General features: G+C 40.1%; 22 protein-coding genes, 1 tRNA gene and 1 pseudogene. 9 read left to right on the top strand and 15 right to left on the bottom strand.

Annotation, left to right across the window (positions count from 1 at the left end; all coding sequences use genetic code 11):
* Positions 1-13 precede the first annotated feature (13 nt).
* On the bottom strand, positions 14-871 hold the full coding sequence (locus PL8927_RS09060; RefSeq protein ID WP_083620081.1) for a lysophospholipid acyltransferase family protein: 858 nt from the start codon (positions 869-871) through the stop codon (positions 14-16).
* 478 nt (positions 872-1,349) lie between these two features.
* Here PL8927_RS09060 and PL8927_RS09055 point away from each other — a divergent pair, with 478 nt between their 5' ends.
* Both PL8927_RS09055 and PL8927_RS09050 read left to right on the top strand, forming a co-directional pair.
* The gene (locus tag PL8927_RS09055) at positions 1,350-1,781 is read left to right on the top strand and encodes a CoA-binding protein (protein ID WP_197047361.1); all 432 of its coding nucleotides are present in this window, start codon (positions 1,350-1,352) and stop codon (positions 1,779-1,781) included.
* Between the two features lie 5 nt (positions 1,782-1,786).
* The gene (locus PL8927_RS09050) at positions 1,787-2,767 is read left to right on the top strand and encodes an ABC transporter ATP-binding protein (RefSeq protein ID WP_083620010.1); all 981 of its coding nucleotides are present in this window, start codon (positions 1,787-1,789) and stop codon (positions 2,765-2,767) included.
* A gap of 338 nt (positions 2,768-3,105) precedes the next feature.
* Here PL8927_RS09050 and PL8927_RS09045 read toward each other — a convergent pair whose 3' ends face one another.
* From PL8927_RS09045 to upp, 3 genes are all read right to left on the bottom strand, one after another.
* Positions 3,106-3,396, bottom strand: a complete 291-nt coding sequence (locus tag PL8927_RS09045; protein ID WP_083620007.1) for a YggT family protein — start codon at positions 3,394-3,396, stop codon at positions 3,106-3,108.
* Between the two features lie 101 nt (positions 3,397-3,497).
* Complete coding sequence (locus tag PL8927_RS09040) at positions 3,498-3,794, bottom strand: hypothetical protein (protein WP_083620003.1); 297 nt, start codon at positions 3,792-3,794, stop codon at positions 3,498-3,500.
* A 31-nt stretch (positions 3,795-3,825) separates the two neighbouring features.
* Positions 3,826-4,503, bottom strand: coding sequence for a uracil phosphoribosyltransferase (gene upp / locus PL8927_RS09035; RefSeq protein ID WP_083620000.1), 678 nt, complete (start codon positions 4,501-4,503; stop codon positions 3,826-3,828).
* 172 nt (positions 4,504-4,675) lie between these two features.
* Here upp and cobQ point away from each other — a divergent pair, with 172 nt between their 5' ends.
* Both cobQ and PL8927_RS09025 read left to right on the top strand, forming a co-directional pair.
* Positions 4,676-6,139: a cobyric acid synthase CobQ gene (gene cobQ, locus PL8927_RS09030; protein WP_083619997.1), complete on the top strand. Its 1,464-nt coding sequence runs from the start codon at positions 4,676-4,678 to the stop codon at positions 6,137-6,139.
* 36 nt (positions 6,140-6,175) lie between these two features.
* On the top strand, positions 6,176-6,409 hold the full coding sequence (locus PL8927_RS09025; RefSeq protein WP_083619994.1) for a 2Fe-2S iron-sulfur cluster-binding protein: 234 nt from the start codon (positions 6,176-6,178) through the stop codon (positions 6,407-6,409).
* Positions 6,410-6,450: 41 nt separating this feature from the next.
* On the opposite strand, the gene aat is transcribed toward PL8927_RS09025, so the two are convergent.
* Entirely contained in the window at positions 6,451-7,041 is a 591-nt protein-coding gene (gene aat / locus PL8927_RS09020; protein WP_083619991.1) for a leucyl/phenylalanyl-tRNA--protein transferase, read from the bottom strand.
* Between the two features lie 17 nt (positions 7,042-7,058).
* Here aat and PL8927_RS09015 point away from each other — a divergent pair, with 17 nt between their 5' ends.
* Positions 7,059-7,517: a hypothetical protein gene (locus tag PL8927_RS09015; protein WP_231505961.1), complete on the top strand. Its 459-nt coding sequence runs from the start codon at positions 7,059-7,061 to the stop codon at positions 7,515-7,517.
* A 57-nt stretch (positions 7,518-7,574) separates the two neighbouring features.
* Positions 7,575-7,928, top strand: coding sequence for a hypothetical protein (locus PL8927_RS09010; RefSeq protein WP_083619988.1), 354 nt, complete (start codon positions 7,575-7,577; stop codon positions 7,926-7,928).
* A 243-nt stretch (positions 7,929-8,171) separates the two neighbouring features.
* On the opposite strand, the gene rpsN (PL8927_RS09005) is transcribed toward PL8927_RS09010, so the two are convergent.
* The 5 genes and pseudogenes from rpsN (PL8927_RS09005) to PL8927_RS08990 all read right to left on the bottom strand — a co-directional run.
* A complete protein-coding gene (rpsN, locus tag PL8927_RS09005) occupies positions 8,172-8,474 on the bottom strand; it encodes a 30S ribosomal protein S14 (RefSeq protein ID WP_083619963.1) in 303 nt (100 codons plus the stop codon).
* Positions 8,475-8,511: 37 nt separating this feature from the next.
* Complete coding sequence (gene nth / locus PL8927_RS09000; protein ID WP_083619986.1) at positions 8,512-9,195, bottom strand: endonuclease III; 684 nt, start codon at positions 9,193-9,195, stop codon at positions 8,512-8,514.
* A 9-nt stretch (positions 9,196-9,204) separates the two neighbouring features.
* Positions 9,205-10,308: an RIP metalloprotease RseP gene (gene rseP / locus PL8927_RS08995; RefSeq protein ID WP_083619983.1), complete on the bottom strand. Its 1,104-nt coding sequence runs from the start codon at positions 10,306-10,308 to the stop codon at positions 9,205-9,207.
* A gap of 116 nt (positions 10,309-10,424) precedes the next feature.
* Entirely contained in the window at positions 10,425-10,634 is a 210-nt protein-coding gene (locus PL8927_RS28425) for a zinc ribbon domain-containing protein (RefSeq protein ID WP_456319737.1), read from the bottom strand.
* A 104-nt stretch (positions 10,635-10,738) separates the two neighbouring features.
* Positions 10,739-11,602, bottom strand: a pseudogene (locus PL8927_RS08990) (RNA-guided endonuclease InsQ/TnpB family protein); the annotation flags it as partial.
* 519 nt (positions 11,603-12,121) lie between these two features.
* Between PL8927_RS08990 and PL8927_RS08985 the strand changes: the two are divergent.
* Positions 12,122-12,715 carry a hypothetical protein gene (locus tag PL8927_RS08985; RefSeq protein ID WP_083619981.1) on the top strand — a complete coding sequence of 198 codons (594 nt, stop codon included), beginning with the start codon at positions 12,122-12,124 and terminating at the stop codon, positions 12,713-12,715.
* Between the two features lie 96 nt (positions 12,716-12,811).
* A tRNA-His gene (locus tag PL8927_RS08980) sits at positions 12,812-12,884 on the top strand.
* A gap of 204 nt (positions 12,885-13,088) precedes the next feature.
* Here PL8927_RS08980 and PL8927_RS08975 read toward each other — a convergent pair.
* Positions 13,089-13,493: a hypothetical protein gene (locus PL8927_RS08975; RefSeq protein WP_156093143.1), complete on the bottom strand. Its 405-nt coding sequence runs from the start codon at positions 13,491-13,493 to the stop codon at positions 13,089-13,091.
* A gap of 136 nt (positions 13,494-13,629) precedes the next feature.
* Here PL8927_RS08975 and PL8927_RS08970 point away from each other — a divergent pair, with 136 nt between their 5' ends.
* Positions 13,630-13,839 (top strand): MAPEG family protein, encoded by a 210-nt coding sequence (locus tag PL8927_RS08970; protein ID WP_083619975.1) that lies wholly within the window; start codon positions 13,630-13,632, stop codon positions 13,837-13,839.
* 272 nt (positions 13,840-14,111) lie between these two features.
* On the opposite strand, the gene PL8927_RS08965 is transcribed toward PL8927_RS08970, so the two are convergent.
* The 4 genes from PL8927_RS08965 to PL8927_RS08945 form a co-directional block, all read right to left on the bottom strand.
* On the bottom strand, positions 14,112-16,025 hold the full coding sequence (locus tag PL8927_RS08965; protein WP_083619972.1) for a tetratricopeptide repeat protein: 1,914 nt from the start codon (positions 16,023-16,025) through the stop codon (positions 14,112-14,114).
* 432 nt (positions 16,026-16,457) lie between these two features.
* Entirely contained in the window at positions 16,458-17,666 is a 1,209-nt protein-coding gene (locus tag PL8927_RS08960; protein WP_083619969.1) for a 4-hydroxy-3-methylbut-2-enyl diphosphate reductase, read from the bottom strand.
* 545 nt (positions 17,667-18,211) lie between these two features.
* On the bottom strand, positions 18,212-18,514 hold the full coding sequence (gene rpsN, locus PL8927_RS08950; protein ID WP_083619963.1) for a 30S ribosomal protein S14: 303 nt from the start codon (positions 18,512-18,514) through the stop codon (positions 18,212-18,214).
* Positions 18,515-18,551: 37 nt separating this feature from the next.
* Positions 18,552-18,887 (bottom strand): endonuclease III domain-containing protein (locus tag PL8927_RS08945; RefSeq protein WP_407947393.1); only part of this gene is annotated, 336 nt, incomplete at its 5' end.

The following is an 18,887-nucleotide window of genomic DNA, read 5'->3' as shown; positions in this document are numbered from 1 at the left end:
TGAACGACTTTCCCTACATAACTAAATCATCAAGTTCCTGTTGCATGGCTGTTTTCACCCGTTGATAACAAACATCCACATACTCTCGATCATTAGCGGCTTCTCGTCCATCGCGTTCAAACTCAATAGCCGGACAAATATGAATCTTAATTTTAGCCGGAAGGGGAAAATTTGGTAACGGCCCAATTCCTAACCCCCAAGGCAACCCCAAATAAATCGGAAATACCTCTGGGTCAAGATCTAATAACCAAGGCATTCCCAAGTTATGCAGTTGTTTTACCCAGTCGTAAATATCCGCCAGCACAATTAACGTATCGTGGGCTCCTGATGAAATTACCGGAACAATCGGGGCTTTCTCCCGCAGTGCTAACTTAATAAACCCTTTGCGACCTGCTAAATGTATTTGGTTGCGTAACGCATGGGGTCGAAACACATCCTCACCGCCACCGGGATAGACCAAAACGGGCGCGTCTTCCCGTAAAGCTGCCATTCCCATTCGCGGATGGGCGATAAGCGCTCCACAACGCACCGCCGAAGCTGCGACTTCTGGAGCGACCTGCCAGACTTTCGGGTGCATGAGTCCATAGAGTAACCGTTGTGTTCCGAAGCGACGACACCAAGCGTACAACCCCATAAACATATCGGGTGCAGCTAACCCCCCATTATGGGAACCGACTAATAACATCTTGTTTTGAGGTGGGAGATTTTCCCATCCGGTGGTTTCGACCTGAAAATAATGGTCATAGAACCAACCCAAAAACGGCATTAAGGATCGGATATAGTCGGGATCACGATCCTGTAATGACCAACCTGTGAAACGGGAATTCGCGGTTGGGTCGGCAGAGGAGTCACGGTTGAAGAAGGGGTTCAAGATCACAGAACTGTAAACTTTGCCTCCGTCAAGATACTCTAGTTTTGAGGAAATTGGCAACTAACTCATAGGAGGAGAAACCGGGTTTCTTGGAGATAGCGATCGCCTTTGACCTTAATGCACAAATTGTGTGTTTTGTCAAGATACCCCTTTCAAGCTTCGGCTATTTTCCCCAAAAATTGGGTATCATGCAGCCGAATTTTTGTCATAAAACCCAGATATTTTACGACAGCATCAGGGTTGTAGACGCTATTTTGACAAGTAGACACAATAAGCCCTTGAGAGGTATTTCCTAAATTGTACCAGAACCCCTATAATCTCGTCAACTAATTGAAACTAATTCTCAGTCAAATATATAGATTTCCTGACAATATTTTAAATAATAAAACTATTCTACAGAATAAATTAGAAAAACTTAACTAAATTGCAGCAATTAGACCATCAGGTACAATACAGTTACCCCTGATCTAGCTCAAATATGTCTATTGATCTTAACCAAGACGATACAGCGATGCGGGAGGTTTTGACCCAAGGGAGAGTAATTGCTCTTGTGGGATATTCCAATAAACCGGATCGGGCGAGTTATCAAGTGGGGCAATTTTTGCGAAGAGTAGGTTATCGAGTTTATCCCGTTAATCCGGCGTTTACGGAAATTGACGGTCAAATTTGTTATCCGAATTTAAGGGAAGTTCCTGAACCCATTGATATTGTAAATGTGTTTCGCCGTTCTGAATTTTTAGGGGAAATTGTAGAAGAAGCGATCGCAGTTCAAACTAAAACTGTTTGGGCGCAAACTGGGATTTTTGATCAACAAGCTGCTCAAACAGCCCTGAAGGCGGGGTTGAATATTGCCATGAATTGTTGTATTAAAATAGAATATTACCGCCTAAACATTTCTATTCATCCGTGACGCTTATGGATTCTGCTATCGAGGTCAAAGATTCCGGTTTAATTTTTCCCTTAAAACCTGTAGTGGAAACGCAGAATTTGGGGAAATTTTATCGCACGGGTTTTTGGATGAATCAAAAGATTGAATCCTTAAAAAATTGTACCTTAACCATTCAGGCTGGGGAAACCTTTGGTTTATTAGGACAAAATGGAGCGGGGAAAACCACGTTATTAAAAACGTTATTAGGAATTGTGCGTCCGACTTCAGGATCAGGGTTATTATTAGGAAAACCCATTGGCGATCGCCTGGTTAAACAGCGAGTGGGATATTTACCGGAAAATCCCTATTTTTATGATCATCTCACGGGATGGGAATTTTTAGAATTTGCGGCTGGACTATTTCAAATTCCCAAATCTATTCAGCGTCAACGCATTCCTCAATTATTAGATTTAGTGGGATTAGCAAAAACCGCCGCGATTAAAAAGCAAATGCGTCAATATTCTAAGGGAATGTTACAACGGGTGGGAATGGCGCAAGCGTTAATTAATGATCCTGAAGTGGTGTTTTTAGATGAGCCCATGTCAGGACTTGATCCGATGGGACGCTATCAAATTCGAGAAATTATATTATCGTTAAAAGCACAGAATAAAACCATTTTTTTCAATAGTCATGTTTTATCGGATGTGGAAAAAGTTTGCGATCGCATTGCCATATTAGCAGAGGGAGAATTAATTAGCATGGGCTCGTTGGATGATTTATTAGGAACAACTCAAACCTACGCTGTTAAAGGAAAAGGGGGGGATGTGAACATACTGCAAAATTGGATAGCAGATTTAGAAGTCGATCAAGATTATTGGGAAGGACATCTAAAGGGTGAGCCCGAAGCGTTTTTCGGGGTATTAAAAGAAATGAATGCTCAACTATTGAGTTTAAATTTATCTCGATTAACCTTAGAAGAATTTTTCATGCAGAAATTAAAAGAAAGGGGGATTCATGCCAGTGGTTAAAGGTAAGGTTGCCTGTTTTGGTGAGAAGCCAGAACTATGTAGTGAGTCCTTCAGGACTCCTAACTCCTAACTTAATTGGGAAGAAATAAGCCCTGAAGGGCTTACTACGTTTGAGTCGTAGTGAGTCCTTCAGGACTCCTAACTTAATTGGGAAGAAATGAGCCCTGAAGGGCTTACTACGTTTGAGTCGTAGTGAGTCCTTCAGGACTCCTAACTTAATTGGGAAGAAATAAGCCCTGAAGGGCTTACTACGTTTGAGTCGTAGTGAGTCCTTCAGGACTCCTAACTTAATTGGGAAGAAATAAGCCCTGAAGGGCTTACTACTTTTGGAGTTGAAATTAAAACGCCATTTGCTGCATACTTCCCAATAAAGCAATCAAAAGTTGAGAACCAAATTGCAAAGCAAAAATAGCAATAATTGCTGAAAAATCTATTCCTCCCAAAGGCGGAATAAAAGAACGGAATAGGTTGAGATAGGGATCAGTTAACTGGCTTAAAATTGAGAAGGGGGGATCAAACCAGTTAATTGTGGGAAACCAGCTTAATAAAATCCTAATAAATAGGATCAACATATAAATGTTCAGGAACTGTGCCAGGGTATTAGCGAGTAAACCTAAAGGAAGTGCCATAAAATTTTCTTGATGTTTGACTTAATTTGAAATAAAGTTATGAACCCCAGTGTATCACATTTGAGAAACGGGGATGGAGTTAAACGGGAAGCCAGCAGCGATTAATCGTAAGTTTCCGAGCTACTATTCCCATTCACACTCCCTAACTGTTGACGAACATCATCAATGGCTTGATTGAGTTGAGCAATTTTATCCTCCAAACTCAAACGGGCGGTTTCGATATTTTCCCCCGTCAATTTAGCGGACTTCCCCGGTTTTCCCGGTATCTCTGGTAAGGGTTCACCGCTTTCGGAATTCGGAATTCGGGAGGCGAGTACCACCCCCAATATCCCCCCAACCAGACCTCCTAGCGTTGCACCGAGGAAAAAGCCACTGCCAAAGCCATCTCGATTACCCATAATTTAACCAGTTTGTCACAATAGCTTGATTTTACTTCGATTCGGTGGGGAGACGGTCGAAAGTCCCAAAGGTGCGATCGCCTGCATCTCCCAACCCCGGTACAATAAAGCCATGTTCATTGACTTCAGGATCAATAATAGCGGTATATACTTGCAAACTGGGATAGGCTTGACTTAATTTTTGTAACGCCGGGGGTGCAGCCACAACCGAAATAATCCGAATCAAAGCAGGGTCAAGATGGCGTTGGGTGAGTTCTTCCATCACTGCCATCATTGTTCCCCCTGTTGCTAACATCGGTTCACTGATAATCACCCTAGTTTGCGGATCAAATTGGGTGGGTAACTGATTCAAATAGCAACTAACGGCTAATGTTTCTTCATTGCGTACCATCCCCAGATGATACACCGAGGACACAGGCACCACGCTTTGAATTCCCTCCATTAAAGCTAAACCCGCGCGTAAAATTGGAATTACCACTAGGGGAACTTCCGAATCAACAAACGTTGCGGCACATTCTGTTAAGGGGGTTTGTACGGTTGTCTCCAGAGTCGGTAGCCAGTCTCTGGCGGCTTCATAAGTTAACCAGCGCCCTAACTCCGTCATCGCTGTGCGAAATAAAACTGAAGGAGTTCTTTGATCACGAGCAACCCCTAACCATTGTTTAATCAGAGGATGGGGCGGGACATAAATACGCAGTTGAGCAGTCATAACAAAATCGTTGGAAATTCTCAACTATAGCAGGGAACAGGCAACAGGCAACAGGCAACAGGGGGAAAAAGATTTCACCATCAACGATTAAGATATTGTTCTCCCCCTAAAGTTATATTGTCAACACCCCGCTCTGAAAAGACGCGGTTTCCAAACTTCCCATTTTTTTATTATGAAAGCAATTATGATTGTGGGAACAACCTCCCACGCCGGAAAATCGATGCTGGTCACGGCTATTTGTCGAATTTTGCATCGTCGGGGGGTGCGAGTTGCTCCTTTTAAAGGGCAAAATATGGCTCTGAATTCCTATGTTTCTCCCTCTGGGGCAGAAATGGGTTATGCTCAAGCAGTGCAGGCTTGGGCGGCAGGAATTACCCCTTCTGTTTCTATGAATCCTATTCTATTAAAACCCCAAGGGAATATGACCTCTCAGGTAATCTTAAAAGGCAGACCTGTGGGAGTTGTCAAAGCCAGTGATTATTATGAACAATATTTTGATGTCGGTTGGGAAACTATCACTGAATGTTTGGAATATTTAACCCAAGAATTTGATATTTTAGTCTGTGAAGGAGCAGGTAGTCCCGCCGAAATTAATCTCAAACATCGAGATTTAACGAATATGCGGGTGGCTAAATATTTGAATGCGAAAACCTTATTAGTGGTTGATATTGATCGCGGCGGTGCTTTTGCTCATGTTGTTGGAACATTGCAATTGTTAGACCCTGATGAAAGAGCATTAATTCGGGGTATTGTGATTAATAAGTTTAGGGGACAGCGATCGCTATTAGATTCTGGGATAAAATGGTTAGAGGAGTATACTGGAATTCCGGTTGTTGCCGTTATTCCTTGGATTGATCACCCCTTTCCCGCAGAAGATTCTTTAAGTTTATTAGATCGTCCTTCTAGTTTCCCCCAAACGGAATTAACTATTGCAGTTATCCGTTTTCCTCGTATTGCTAATTTTACCGATTTTGATCCTCTGGATGCAGAAGCAACGGTAACAATTAAGTATGTTAATCCGTCTGAATCTTTAGGACATCCCGATGCGGTGATTCTTCCGGGATCTAAAACAACTATATCCGATTTGCAAGTCTTAAAACAATCGGGAATGGCGAATCAAATTCAAAATTATGTGGCGGCGGGGGGTCAAGTTATGGGAATTTGTGGCGGGTATCAAATGTTAGGGAAAATGGTGTCTGACCCCTATGGTTTAGAGGGAGAGCAGGGAGATTATGAAGGGTTAGGATTATTACCGATTAAAACCGTAATTTCTCGCCAAAAAACCTCCCGCCAACGGTTAGTAACTTCCCATCATCCCCAGGAAGGTTTACCCGTTGAAGGATATGAAATTCACCAAGGACGGACGCAACTTTTAGATGCTAAGGATGTTTCTCCCTTATTTGATGATTCAAGTTTGGGATTTGTCAATCATCAAAAATCGATTTGGGGGCATTATTTACATGGTGTTTTTGATAATAGTCCTTGGAGACGAACTTGGTTGAATCATCTGCGAAAACCCAGAGGCTTAAATCCTTTACCCACTGGTATTGCTAACTATCGAGAACAACGAGAAATCTTATTAGATGTATTAGCAGATACTGTAGAAGCTCATTTAGATTTAAAATCGATTTTATAGCAGTCAACCGTCAACCCTCAACCGTCAACCGTTATTATGAAAATCCATTTTTTACCTGATAAAGTTACTGTTGAAGCCCAGCCGGGAGAAGCTTTATTAGACGTGGCAAAACGAGCAGGTGTAATCATTCCTACGGGGTGTTTAATGGGGTCTTGCCATGCTTGTGAAGTGGAGATAGATGAAGATAATTTTATCTGTGCTTGCATTTCTGCAATACCCCCAGGAAAAGCAGAAATGACGATTAATCTTTATAGTGATCCCACTTGGTAAAATTGACATCATCCTGAAACTATTTCACTGCTTACTATTCCCTATTCCCTGCTATTAATCAGAGAACAGGGTTGAATAATTGCTGTTTTTAATAGTTTTTTGTAGTCTCGATTACTAATAATATAAGAGCCAAATCGTTCTAAATGGGGATTATCCATTTGAGCATCAAATAAAATAAATTTTTTTTCAATTAATCGCTCTACTAATTTTACCATTGCCACTTTTGAACCATCAGGAATTCTAAAAAACATTGATTCCCCAATAAAAGCCCCACCAATTACAATTCCTAAGATTCCTCCCGCTAATTCATCCCCCTTCCAAGTTTCAAAACTATAGGCAAATCCCGCTTGATTTAAGGCGTGATAAATCCCTTTTAATTCCGAAGATATCCAGGTTTCTTCCCGATTTGCACAACCTTCGACAACAGCCTTAAAATCTCGATTAATCTCAACCGTAAACCGATTTTGATTCAAAACCCGTTGCAAAGAACTTGGATAACGAAATCGTTCATCAAGGGGAATCAGTGCCCGTTCTCGACTAGAATACCATCCTAAGCTATCTTCTCCATGATTTGCCATCAAAAAGTAGCCTTGTGCGTACCCTTGGATAATCGCGCTAACATCATATTGCATAGGTGACAAACTTTGCTATGATTTTAATTAAGATATTAACGGTTATTGTCTCATCTATGCTAAACCTTAACTCATCCTTCATCTTGGAAAGTACCTTAACTAAACTGCTCAACAAAACTGAGAAAACCTGGGGATATCTCCAAGTGTATCAAAGAGGAGAATTCTATTATCTCAGTATTCCCGGACATGGGGAAGATATTCTTAAATTCAAAGGAAATGATTCCACCTATTCTTATCAATTATATTGGTATAAACGCCCTAATCCTTCTGTGTTTGTGGAAGCCAAGACCCAAAAAACTTATAAAAAAGCAACGAAAACTTATGATAAAGCCAAAAGTTTTCAAGTTTGTTTTAAACGAGAAGCTAATTCTATTGAGTCTTCAATTAATCGATTATTTGCCGAATTAGTGAAAGCTAAAATATCAGAAGAATACGCCGGAAAAGACTCTCCCGTTATTACCCTAGTTCAAGATTAGAATAATTCGGTTTTACCGTCAACCGTCAACAGCCAACACCTCAACAACCAACCGCTTATGAATGAACCGATCGCAGCAATTACTTTACCCCCAAGTCAGAATCTAGAACAGGAAGGAGAATGGTTAAAACAAACCCTGCACACCTGGTTAGATGAACAATTTATCCCAGAAGCAGTGAATGAAACCATTGCTCAACGCGCCGCCCAAATTTATATTCGTCAGCGCTTGGAAGGAGAAAATGATGTCGGCTCGTTAGTAATTGCCATTGTCACAGAAATGGAATCTTTTGATTTTTCTAAAAGCTTTTTTGGGGGATTTGCGATCGCCAATGCGGTCAGCGATTTATTATTAGATAGCTTAGGAATTGAACGCTGTTGTGGACGAGAAAAATTTACCCACAAACCCTTGTAGGGATAATGCACGCACATCCGTGTCAACTTAACCCCAAAAGCCCTGAACTAAAGTTCGGGCTAAAAGCTCAAACCCGTTAAAACGGGTTAAGAAAGAGAAGTTTTGAGTCATCTTTAGATGACGTAGAGACTAGCCATGCTTAGTCTCTACAGCCCGAAATTGATTTCAGGGCTAACGTGAGTTAAGTTGACACCAATAAAGCACGCATCGCCCCTACAACAGATGAGGGATAGCAACAATCTGTTACCAACTGGACTTGACAACACCCGGTAATAACCCTTGGTGCGCCATTTCCCGGATGACGTTGCGAGATAATCCAAAATCCCGATAATAGCCTCTGGGGCGTCCGGTTAACCAGCAACGGTTTCTGACCCGGGTTTTAGAACTATTACGGGGTAATTGTTGAATTTTGCGGTGAATTTCCATTTTTTCCAGTTGAGACCCTGCTTGCTCAAACTGGTCTTTTAGTTCAGCGCGTTTTTCAGCATATTTTGCGACTAATTTTTTGCGCTTTTTATCGCGCTCAATCATGCTTTTTTTAGCCATATTAAGGCTGTTCTCCTTTTAAATGATTATCTATGCTTTAGCTTAGACATTTTTCTGCGCTGGGGACGGTTGCCCCTTGAGCAGATGGGCATAAATCAGACAATTCACAATTATAACACACTGGACTCCTGGCTGTACAGACGGCGCGACCCAGATAAATTAAGCGAATTGACCAGTTTTCCCAGTCCGCTTGCGGAATTAGGGCCATCAAATCCCGTTCAATGCGAATGGGGTCAGTGTGGGTTGTCAGTCCTAGCCGTTGACTCAGGCGTTTAACATGGGTATCCACCGTTACCCCCATATTCAAGCCGTAGCCATGAGCTAATACCACATTAGCGGTTTTCCGGGCCACGCCAGGGAGTTCTAATAGTTGCTCCATCAACTTTGGCGGTTGTCCTCCATATTTTTCCGCCAGCAGTTCACAGGAGGCTTTAATATGGCGAGCTTTGTTGCGATAGAACCCCGTTGACCGCACTAAGGTTTCTAGTTCTGTAATCTCGGCTTTCCTTAAACTTTCCGCATCAGGAAAGCGAGCAAATAGGGCGGGAGTGACTTGATTAACTCGTTCATCGGTACATTGGGCCGATAAAATTGTTGCCACTAATAATTGCACCGGAGTTTCATAATTCAAACTGCAAGTTGCATCAGGATACAGGCGTTTGAGTCGCAATAAAATCTCTAAAGCTCGTTGTTTTGTACCCCGATTTTTCTGAGTGATCATGTTAATTATTTACTGTTGAAAGAGCGATCGCACCCAACTTAAATCCGTTAAATTAACGGTATCTCGAATAATCAAGAAAACCCCTAAACCTAACAACAGCATTAACCCGGTTTGCATCACACTTTCTTGAACTTTATCCGGTAAGGGTTTACCCCGAATAGCTTCAATTAATAAAAAGGCTAATTGACCGCCATCTAAAGCCGGAAGGGGCAGAATATTAATGAAGGCTAAGTTAATACTAATTAACGCCGCAAATTGAAACAAATTTCTAGCATCAGAACGGGCAATATCCGCGCCAATTGCGACAATTCCAATCGGCCCCGATAACTGTTCGGCAGTTTCACTAAATCGACTAATCAGTTGCCCAAAACCGGCGAAGGTTAAGTTAATAATCCGTTGAAATTCCGTTGCTCCTTCGGTAAATGCCTGAATTGGGTTGGCGGCTCGATTACGGATAATGGTTCCATTCGCAGTTAATTGTACTCCAATCCGACCTTTACCATCATTTCCGAGTTCAGGAACTACCTTAACGGATACAATTTGATCCTGTCGTTTAAGCTGCATGGATAAGGGTTGATTCGGATTAGTTTTAATCACTTCAATTAAGGTTTTAATTGCAGTTTCAGAAGCCCCTAATTCCTTACCATCCACTGCCAAAATAATATCTTTCGATTCCATTCCGGCTCGGTTAGCAGCAGAACTCACATTTTGAGTTACTTCTGCTACTTTCACCCCAGGTTCATAATTAAAACTAGGAACCCCAACAATCCCAATTTGAGCCACTAAAAGAAAGTAGGCAAAAATTAAATTGGCAATCACTCCCGCACTAATCACAATTGCTCGATCTAAAACGGGACGATTACTGAGTAAATTCGGGTCATCTTTAGGAATAGTGCTATCAGGATCTTCATCGGGAAATCCTACATATCCTCCTAATGGCAGACCTCGAACAGCATACTCCGTTTCTGAGCCTTGATATTTCCACAATATCGGGCCGAAGCCAATGGAAAAGCGATTAACATGAATATTTTGGAGACGCGCGGCTAAAAAATGTCCCAGTTCATGAACGACAATTAACACTGCAAGAACTGCGATCGCTGCCAATACTGACATGAATAAGTCCTGTAAAACGACAATTGAGCGGTTCTAACTATTCTAATATCTGGCGTTGATAGTTGACGGTTGGCTGTTAAGACAGTATCAGTGAAGTACCACTGCCAACGTTTCAATCAGTGGCGTGGGCTTCCTCCTTCATTGACAAAAGCCTCCCCTAAAACAGGGTTTAGGATTGGTCTTACTTCATCTCCAGAGGCTAAAACGCCACTCCCTGACGCTAAAAAATAGTCCCGCAAATTTTTCGCTGCATTGATATCCCGATCATGCAGCATTCCGCATTTTGGACATTCCCAAGTTCTGACTTGTAAGGGCATAGACTTGATTTTATACCCACAATGATTACAAGTTTTAGAACTAGGAAACCAGATGTCCCTACAAACACAACAACCTTACCTTGTTCTTTTGCTTTATACTCAGTTAATGTTTGTAACATTCCCCAAGCGGCATCATTCACCGATTTAGCCAAGCAATGATTTTTACTCATGCCCTTAATATTTAGATTCTCAAACACAATGACTTGGTTTTTGTCTACTAACTTGCGGGAAAGTTTATGATGAGAATCTGATCGGCAATTCGCAATTTTATTGTGAACTTTAGCAACTTTAATTCGGGCTTTTATCCGATTTTGGCTACCTTTTTGTTTCCGAGACAAACGCTTTTGATATTTAGCAAGCTTCCGCTCATATTTTCGATAGAATTTGGGGGGTTTAATTTTTTCTCCATCGGAAGTTACAATCAGTGAGTCTAACCCTAAATCAATCCCAATTACCTTTCCTTGGGTTAAGGCTTCTGGATATTCTCTGTCTACCTCAATTCTTAGGGACGCAAAATACTGCCTACTAGGGGTCATAGAAACAGTAATTGCTTTCACATTTCCTTTGATGGGTCGATGAAATTTAGCTTTAATTTCACCTAGCTTGGGAAATTTGATTGTTGATTGATTTAACTTAAATCCTTGAGGATAAGTAACTGATTGTTGACGATGTTTTGATTTGAATCTTGGGGCTCGTCCAATTCCTTTGAAGAAGTTTTTAAACGCTGCTTCCAGGTTCTTTAGAGAATGCTGGAGAACTTGACTACCGACTTCGGTTAACCAAGGTTTCTCCTGTTTAAGTCTAGGTAATTGATTGGCACACTTAGCGTAACTCAATCCTTTACCCGTTTCTTGGTAGGTGTTGTTCCACTCTGCTAAAAAGTGATTATAAACAAAACGAGCGCAACCAAACTCTTTAGCGAGTTGGGTGCGCTGCTGTTCTGTAGGATATAACCGAACTTTTAAAGCGGTGAACATGAAACTAACCGTGATCGACTTTATACTAAAATAATATACTAACTTTGATAGAGGTAACGATTGAAAAACTGAAGTCTTATATTCAAGAGCAAGAGCGTCCGAGTTAAGCGGAATATATTGTTTTTTTTATGTCCCGCAATTCATCCCGACACCAACGTTCCATAAAGGTGCGGGTCTTCTTGCTCCCATTTTTGATAAGGATGTTATCTGTATTCGTTAGGGACAAACGTTGGGTTGTGCTGTTTTAGGGATTCTTGATGGCTTACGGAATCTTTCTCAGTGCCACTGTAGCTAGGGGAGGCAGGTGTAGCATTCAGTCTCAATTAATGAGGGAGAAGCCGTTTAAGATGAATCGGCGATCGCGGTAGGACTTCTATCCCTAGGATTCAACTCCGACTTGCTCTTTCTCTATTGTCAAACTGAGGCTAACCTAACGGATATTTTCATAAACAGTATTTTTAGTACAAATTTTGATATTCCTATAACCTAACCTGTCAACCTCCTCTCAAGGCTCTTATTATGAATGACGATACTCAAAACCTCGAAATTCAAGCGGAATGGGATTTACTCAAGATCTTGTTTCCGAATGATCCGCTATATCCTTGGAATCCCTATACACCAGAGGCTGAAGCTTATTTTTTACAAGCAGAAGCGACCAATTCTGTTGTAGAGGCGTTTACCGAAACTGAACTCATAGAACGATCTCAACAATTTATGAGTCAAATGGATCAGCTTTGGTCAGCAACCCCTTTGCAAACTTCCTTATTACAACGCTTTGCAGAACAAATACCTGATGAGTTGTTAAATCATTTGGCACAAGTGGCAACTCGGATAACAAAACAAGTCTCGTTGCGGAGTTTGTCGCTGGGAGATCAATTAGTCCACTGTGTTCAAGAACTATTACCTCAATGGTCAGAGGAAGATTTACAGGTCTTAGCTCGTCCTTTTGCTTATGCGATGCGAGGAGCAGAACCCGATGGGGTAGAATTGAGTGGGGCGACAGGGGAATCGATGAGTTGGTCTGAGTTATCCGAAATTGAGCAAGCTAGAACTTGTTTAGCGATCGCTCGTTATGCCCTATTGGAAGTTTTATCTGACCCGGAAACCTGTTGATATCGCCTTCACATAGCTTAGGATCAGCAAATCAAATTTTTTTTTCAAAACCTCTAGTCATTTTTCTGATCCTGTGCTAAATTAATAAAATGTACGGCGAGCGTAGCCAAGTGGTTAAGGCAGAGGTTTGTGGTACCTCCATTCGTGGGTTCGAGTCCCATCGTTCGCCCTGAAGACAGAATAGCTGGTATGGATGGACTAATAAAGTCTGTAGAGATTGACCTGTCCAAAAGTGATGGGATCATCTCACCAGGAATCTTTTATTAATGGAACAAAACCCTGGCTTCACGAAGAAACTAGGGTTTTAAGACCATGAGTTTAGTTCAAGAGGTGATCAATCTCATCGCCTGATTTCAAAAGGTATTCCTAGGGTTTAAAAGCTGTTTTGAGTGGGAGATAAGTTGTTTTGATAACCCTCCTGAATACCCACTCTATAACCAGAGGTATAGCCCGTTCTATATTCAGAACTTGTACCGGGAATACTGACGTTTACTCCACTAGGGTTGGGGATAGGATTAGAAGGATTAGTGTTAGGATTATTGGGGTTAGAATTTTGAATTTGTTGTAATCCTTGTTGATAACCCTGATTAAACCCTTGTACACATTCTGTAGCGTTATTATCTCCTGTATATTCTGAACAAACACTTGTCCTAATGGGTACAGGAACAGCCCCAACTGCCAAAGGATAAGTAAGCAGTAAAGTTGAGGCTCCTAATAAAAGTTCAAAACCATTTTTTGATAAATTTTTAATCGGTTTCATGGCGGTCTTAGCCTCCATTATTTTTAACAATCATTCCCTTAGCTTAACGGGGAAAACTGATATTAGGTTTCTGTCAAAAGATTGAAGTTATGCTCAGGTTTAGGTCTGTCTAAATGAAGAAATTCACCCATTGATAGCACTATAGAGAACTGAAATCAATCCTTTGTATCTGGGAGTGGTTTTTCTTCTAACTGTTCGCGGTATTTCTGGAACAACGGTAGATGTGCTAATTGTTGTGTATATCGGATTTCGTCTGCTACATTCATTGATTCACATTGCGGGTTTAAATCCCACCTTTCGGCTATTCAGCTTAGGAATTCAATTTAGTTGCTTAGTCACCTTAACTGCTTTGGCATTGTTTTAGTTATAGCCCGGTTTTCAAAGACAATACTTCTAATTTTTTGGGCTAAATTATCCGCCCGTTTCGGAATATAGCAATCCTAAATGATTTATGAAAAAGTTCTGTAGGGGTTGGGTCTCCCAACCCTCTTTATGCCTGGGTTGGGAGGGACGCCACCCCTACGATAAAATATTACAACCTATTTAGGACTGCTATATATAAGTTTCAACGAGAGATTCAGAATGATTATCCATGAATAAACTCCTTCAGCTATTTTTATATAATTCTATAAAATTTTAGTCAAAAATCGTACTGATTTTTTTAATTAACTGTTCTGTACGTTTTCCGACAAAATATTGATTATCTTTCATGATTTTACTCATTTTATTAAACGTATCAATACATAAATTCATCCGTTGTTCATATTCCGAGAATTCCATCAGATCAATATAGTTAAATAACTCGACTGGACTGTCAAACTGACAATAATCAATAAAGCTATTCGGAGGGAAGTCTTCATAAATGGTTGAATGTTTACCCCCATAATAAATCGGTAAACATCCAGCAATAATCGCATCCCAAATTTTCTCCGTACAATAATAAGGAGCAATAGTATTCTCCAAACACAAATTAAAATGATAATCCTGCAAAATTTCAAATTTTCTCATTGTCCAATCTCCCTCTCTGGAATCTTCTAAAGATACTCTTTCCCCCCAACCTTGACCATAAATGTCAACTTTTCCTAAATAATACCCTGTTAAGGCGATTTCACAGCGTAACGCATTCAAATCAATATTCTCTCCGTCTCTTAATAAACTAGAATTCATTTTTTTAGTAATTAATGTCACAATCTTTTTCTGTTTTTTTCGATTAAAATGAATTGCTTTTAGCTGAGGTAAAGATTGATTAACTGCTTCAATTCTGTGATGCCAAATACAATAACAATAGTTATTAATAAAAACATCCTGAGTATAGATATTCATAATATAAATATTGATTTTATTTAAAGATATAACTTTAGAAAAATTGATATCAAAACGAGGTTCTTCCGTATATAAAAGATATTTTTTATGATGTTTATATTGATAGCTAAAAAATTCTAAAACCTGCAATTTTTCAGCAATAATTAAATCAGCCTGTTCTGGGTTACGGGTAAATTCAATATGATTTTGTTGTAGTTGTTCGATCACGAAATAACTATCAGGACTAAATAATGCTGAACTAATTGGAAAGGGAAGAAATACTTTAATAGTTTTGGGATTATTGATATTATTAACAAATTCAATCGGATGCTCTTGGAGTTGAGTTAAAATGTCTATCCATTGTTGATCTTGAAAAGAAAGTTCTATCTTTAGTTCAACGGCTTTATTATAATTATCTAACGCTTGTTCCCATTCTCCTAATCTCAGGTAAGCATAACCCAAATCTTTATAACAACAATAATAATCCGATTCTAATTGACTCGCACGCTGATAAAGCTTAACAGCTTTCTCCCAGGCTTCTAATTTTAAATAAACTTGACCTAATGCTTGATAAACCCAATAAAAATCCGGTAATAATTCAATCGCTTTTTCATAACTTCGGGCAGATTCTTGCCAATTTTCCAAAGCGGCGAAACATTCCCCTAAGCGGAAATATGACCAAGGAAAGTCCGATTTATGGTAAATTGAAGCTTGGTAAGTGGCGATCGCTTCTAACCAATCGTGCTGACGACCATAAATTTCACCCAGTTTGTAAAATGACAACCAGAGATTGGGTTTAAATTTAACAGCATTGTTATAATAATATCGAGCTAGATCCCAGTTTTCTTGTTGATAATAAACCTCTGCAATTCTTTCATAAATATAACCAGCATTCGGTTTAAATTCTAAGATTTTTTCATAAGTATTTATCGCTTTATCCCAGTATTTAAGTTGAGCAAAAATATTTCCTAATTCATAATAAGCCAGTTCAAATTCAGAATTTAATTGAATAGAATACTGATACAAATCAATGGCTAAATCCACTTGATTTTGTTGATAATAATAAGTCGCTAATTTCTGATAAACCACCGCACCTAATCCCGGTTTTTGCTGAAATAGAATCAGAATTTCAGCGATCGCTTTCCTAACTTGCTCCTCATCCAATTGAGACAAAAAAGATCTTAAATCCTCAACAATTGATGCACTCGAACCCACTGATAAATCAATAGAAATAGGAAATTCAGACATAATATTTTAAATCAGAATCATTGTAATATGAAATCCTTAAATTAGTGCTACAGATGGCAAGGGAACAGGGAACAGGGAACAGGGAACAGGGAACAGGGAATAGGGAATAGGGAATAGGGAATAGGAGGGAACAGGGAATAGGAGGGAATAGGGAATAGGAGGGAATAGGGAATAGGAGGGAATAGAAAAAAGTTATTACCCACCCGATCAAGTATTTGTAGCAAACATTAAAGGATTTCATATAAAATTATACTATTCTTAGTGTATCTCCATAAATAGCATTTCCTGGTAGAATCATTCTACCAGGAAATACAATTATTGAGGGCTCTGCCTCCATTTAATAGTAAACAGAGCCTACACTTGGGTATTGCTAGGTAGAACCTAGCAACTAGAAAAACGAGAAATTTACGCAAGAACTACTAGGGTTAATCTTTAACCCTGAACAGTGGAAAGGTTTTGGGCAAAAATCTTTTCAATCACTTCTTCAACGACTTTATCAGGAGTTGAAGCACCGGAAGTAATTCCTACAACAATTTCACCATCAGGAAGCCAGTTTTCGTGAATTTCTAAAGACTTTCCTAACGGTTTATGTTCAATGCGGTTATCAATAAAAATCCGTTCAGCGCAATCAATATGATAAGACAGAATCCCTTTTTCTACAGACATTTCCTGTAAATGCGTAGTATTAGAAGAATTAAACCCGCCGATGACTACCATTAAATCCAAGGGTTCATCTAATATATTAATCATCGCATCTTGGCGTTCTTGGGTAGCATCACAGATGGTATTAAAACTTTGGAAATGCTGATTTAATTGATCCGGCCCATATTTTTTCATCATCGTATGCTCTAAAAGTTTTCCGATTTGTTCGGTTTCACTTTTTAACATTGTGGTTTGGTTAGCAATACCAATTAGTTCTAAATCTTGATCCGGATCAAAACCCTGTGAATGCGCCCGACTAAATTTTGCTAAAAATTCCTCGCGGTTGCCCCCATTGAGAATATAATTAGAGACATATTCTGCTTCTCGATAATTCAAAACGATTAAATATTTATCGGCAAAAGAACTGGTAGCAACGGTTTCTTCATGGTTATATTTGCCATGAATAATAGAGGTATAATCTCTTTTTTTATGTTTCTCAACGGTATTCCAAACTTTAGAAACCCAAGGGCAAGTTGTATCAACAATTTTACAGCCTTTTTCATTCAGGGTTTGCATTTCTTGAACACTTGCCCCAAAAGCGGGTAAAATGACCACATCCCCAGAATTAACAACAGAAAAATCCTTATTCCCATTTTCAACCGGAATAAACTCAACATTCATATTCTGTAAATGTTGATTTACAGAAGGATTATGAATAATTTCATTGGTAATCCAAATCGTTTCTGTCGGGAAATGTTGGCGAGTTTCATAAGCCATTGCCACCGCCCGCTCTACACCCCAACAAAACCCAAAAGATTGAGCCATTTTAATGGTAACATTACCTCGTTTAATAATATAGTTATTGTCTCGAATTTGTTGAATCAAAGAACTTTGATAGGCAGATTGCATGACATTTGCCACTTCTTCTTCATGACCAAAGCCTTTCCGATGATAGGTTTCTGACTGTTGCAATGAACGTCTAAATGCTTTTGTATCCATCTTTTTTTAATCTTTAACTCAGATGTGTTTGTTATTGTTGATCTTAACAGAAAACACCCCCTAGCTAACTTGCCAATGGGTTAAATACTGTTGTTCAATTGTCTCTAATTCCCTATCCGAGAGGGGTTGTATCACCCATTCTCCCCCAAAACAACCACAAGCCGCCGTCGCCAAAGCCTCGATAACCGTTGGAATTAATGCTTCTGCTGGCGCTAAGGCCGTTAAAATCGGTGTGGGCATTTCCACACCAAACNAAAGCTCAAACCCGTTAAAACGGGTTAAGAAAGAGAAGTTTTGAGTCATCTTTAGATGCCGATCGCTCTTAGCCCGAAATTGATTTCAGGGCTAACTAAAGTTCGGGCTAAAAGCTCAAACCCGTTAAAACGGGTTAAGAAAGAGAAGTTTTGAGTCATCTTTAGATGACGTAGAGACTAGCCATGCTTAGTCTCTACAGCCCGAAATTGATTTCAGGGCTAACGTGAGTTAAGTTGACACCAATAAAGCACGCATCGCCCCTACAACAGATGAGGGATAGCAACAATCTGTTACCAACTGGACTTGACAACACCCGGTAATAACCCTTGGTGCGCCATTTCCCGGATGACGTTGCGAGATAATCCAAAATCCCGATAATAGCCTCTGGGGCGTCCGGTTAACCAGCAACGGTTTCTGACCCGGGTTTTAGAACTATTACGGGGTAATTGTTGAATTTTGCGGTGAATTTCCATTTTTTCCAGTTGAGACCCTGCTTGCTCAAACTGGTCTTTTAGTTCAGCGCGTTTTTCAGCATATTTTGCGACTAATTTTTTGCGCTTTTTATCGCGCTCAATCATGCTTTTTTTAGCCATATTAAGGCTGTTCTCCTTTTAAATGATTATCTATGCTTTAGCTTAGACATTTTTCTGCGCTGGGGACGGTTGCCCCTTGAGCAGATGGGCATAAATCAGACAATTCACAATTATAACACACTGGACTCCTGGCTGTACAGACGGCGCGACCCAGATAAATTAAGCGAATTGACCAGTTTTCCCAGTCCGCTTGCGGAATTAGGGCCATCAAATCCCGTTCAATGCGAATGGGGTCAGTGTGGGTTGTCAGTCCTAGCCGTTGACTCAGGCGTTTAACATGGGTATCCACCGTTACCCCCATATTCAAGCCGTAGCCATGAGCTAATACCACATTAGCGGTTTTCCGGGCCACGCCAGGGAGTTCTAATAGTTG

Origin of the sequence: Planktothrix serta PCC 8927 (genome assembly GCF_900010725.2) — a bacterium.
Classification (GTDB): Bacteria; Cyanobacteriota; Cyanobacteriia; order Cyanobacteriales; family Microcoleaceae; genus Planktothrix; species Planktothrix serta.
This window is presented reverse-complemented; position numbering and strand designations above follow the sequence as displayed.

Excerpts from the sequence above, each read along its gene's own strand:
- PL8927_RS09055 (WP_197047361.1), top strand. The coding sequence starts at position 1,350 with ATGTCTATTGATCTTAACCAAGACGATACAGCGATGCGGGAGGTTTTG.
- PL8927_RS09050 (WP_083620010.1), top strand. The coding sequence starts at position 1,787 with ATGGATTCTGCTATCGAGGTCAAAGATTCCGGTTTAATTTTTCCCTTA.
- PL8927_RS09045 (WP_083620007.1), bottom strand. The coding sequence starts at position 3,396 with ATGGCACTTCCTTTAGGTTTACTCGCTAATACCCTGGCACAGTTCCTG.
- PL8927_RS09040 (WP_083620003.1), bottom strand. The coding sequence starts at position 3,794 with ATGGGTAATCGAGATGGCTTTGGCAGTGGCTTTTTCCTCGGTGCAACG.
- upp (WP_083620000.1), bottom strand. The coding sequence starts at position 4,503 with ATGACTGCTCAACTGCGTATTTATGTCCCGCCCCATCCTCTGATTAAA.
- cobQ (WP_083619997.1), top strand. The coding sequence starts at position 4,676 with ATGAAAGCAATTATGATTGTGGGAACAACCTCCCACGCCGGAAAATCG.
- PL8927_RS09025 (WP_083619994.1), top strand. The coding sequence starts at position 6,176 with ATGAAAATCCATTTTTTACCTGATAAAGTTACTGTTGAAGCCCAGCCG.
- aat (WP_083619991.1), bottom strand. The coding sequence starts at position 7,041 with ATGCAATATGATGTTAGCGCGATTATCCAAGGGTACGCACAAGGCTAC.
- PL8927_RS09015 (WP_231505961.1), top strand. The coding sequence starts at position 7,059 with ATGATTTTAATTAAGATATTAACGGTTATTGTCTCATCTATGCTAAAC.
- PL8927_RS09010 (WP_083619988.1), top strand. The coding sequence starts at position 7,575 with ATGAATGAACCGATCGCAGCAATTACTTTACCCCCAAGTCAGAATCTA.
- rpsN (WP_083619963.1), bottom strand. The coding sequence starts at position 8,474 with ATGGCTAAAAAAAGCATGATTGAGCGCGATAAAAAGCGCAAAAAATTA.
- nth (WP_083619986.1), bottom strand. The coding sequence starts at position 9,195 with ATGATCACTCAGAAAAATCGGGGTACAAAACAACGAGCTTTAGAGATT.
- rseP (WP_083619983.1), bottom strand. The coding sequence starts at position 10,308 with ATGTCAGTATTGGCAGCGATCGCAGTTCTTGCAGTGTTAATTGTCGTT.
- PL8927_RS08985 (WP_083619981.1), top strand. The coding sequence starts at position 12,122 with ATGAATGACGATACTCAAAACCTCGAAATTCAAGCGGAATGGGATTTA.
- PL8927_RS08975 (WP_156093143.1), bottom strand. The coding sequence starts at position 13,493 with ATGGAGGCTAAGACCGCCATGAAACCGATTAAAAATTTATCAAAAAAT.
- PL8927_RS08965 (WP_083619972.1), bottom strand. The coding sequence starts at position 16,025 with ATGTCTGAATTTCCTATTTCTATTGATTTATCAGTGGGTTCGAGTGCA.
- PL8927_RS08960 (WP_083619969.1), bottom strand. The coding sequence starts at position 17,666 with ATGGATACAAAAGCATTTAGACGTTCATTGCAACAGTCAGAAACCTAT.
- rpsN (WP_083619963.1), bottom strand. The coding sequence starts at position 18,514 with ATGGCTAAAAAAAGCATGATTGAGCGCGATAAAAAGCGCAAAAAATTA.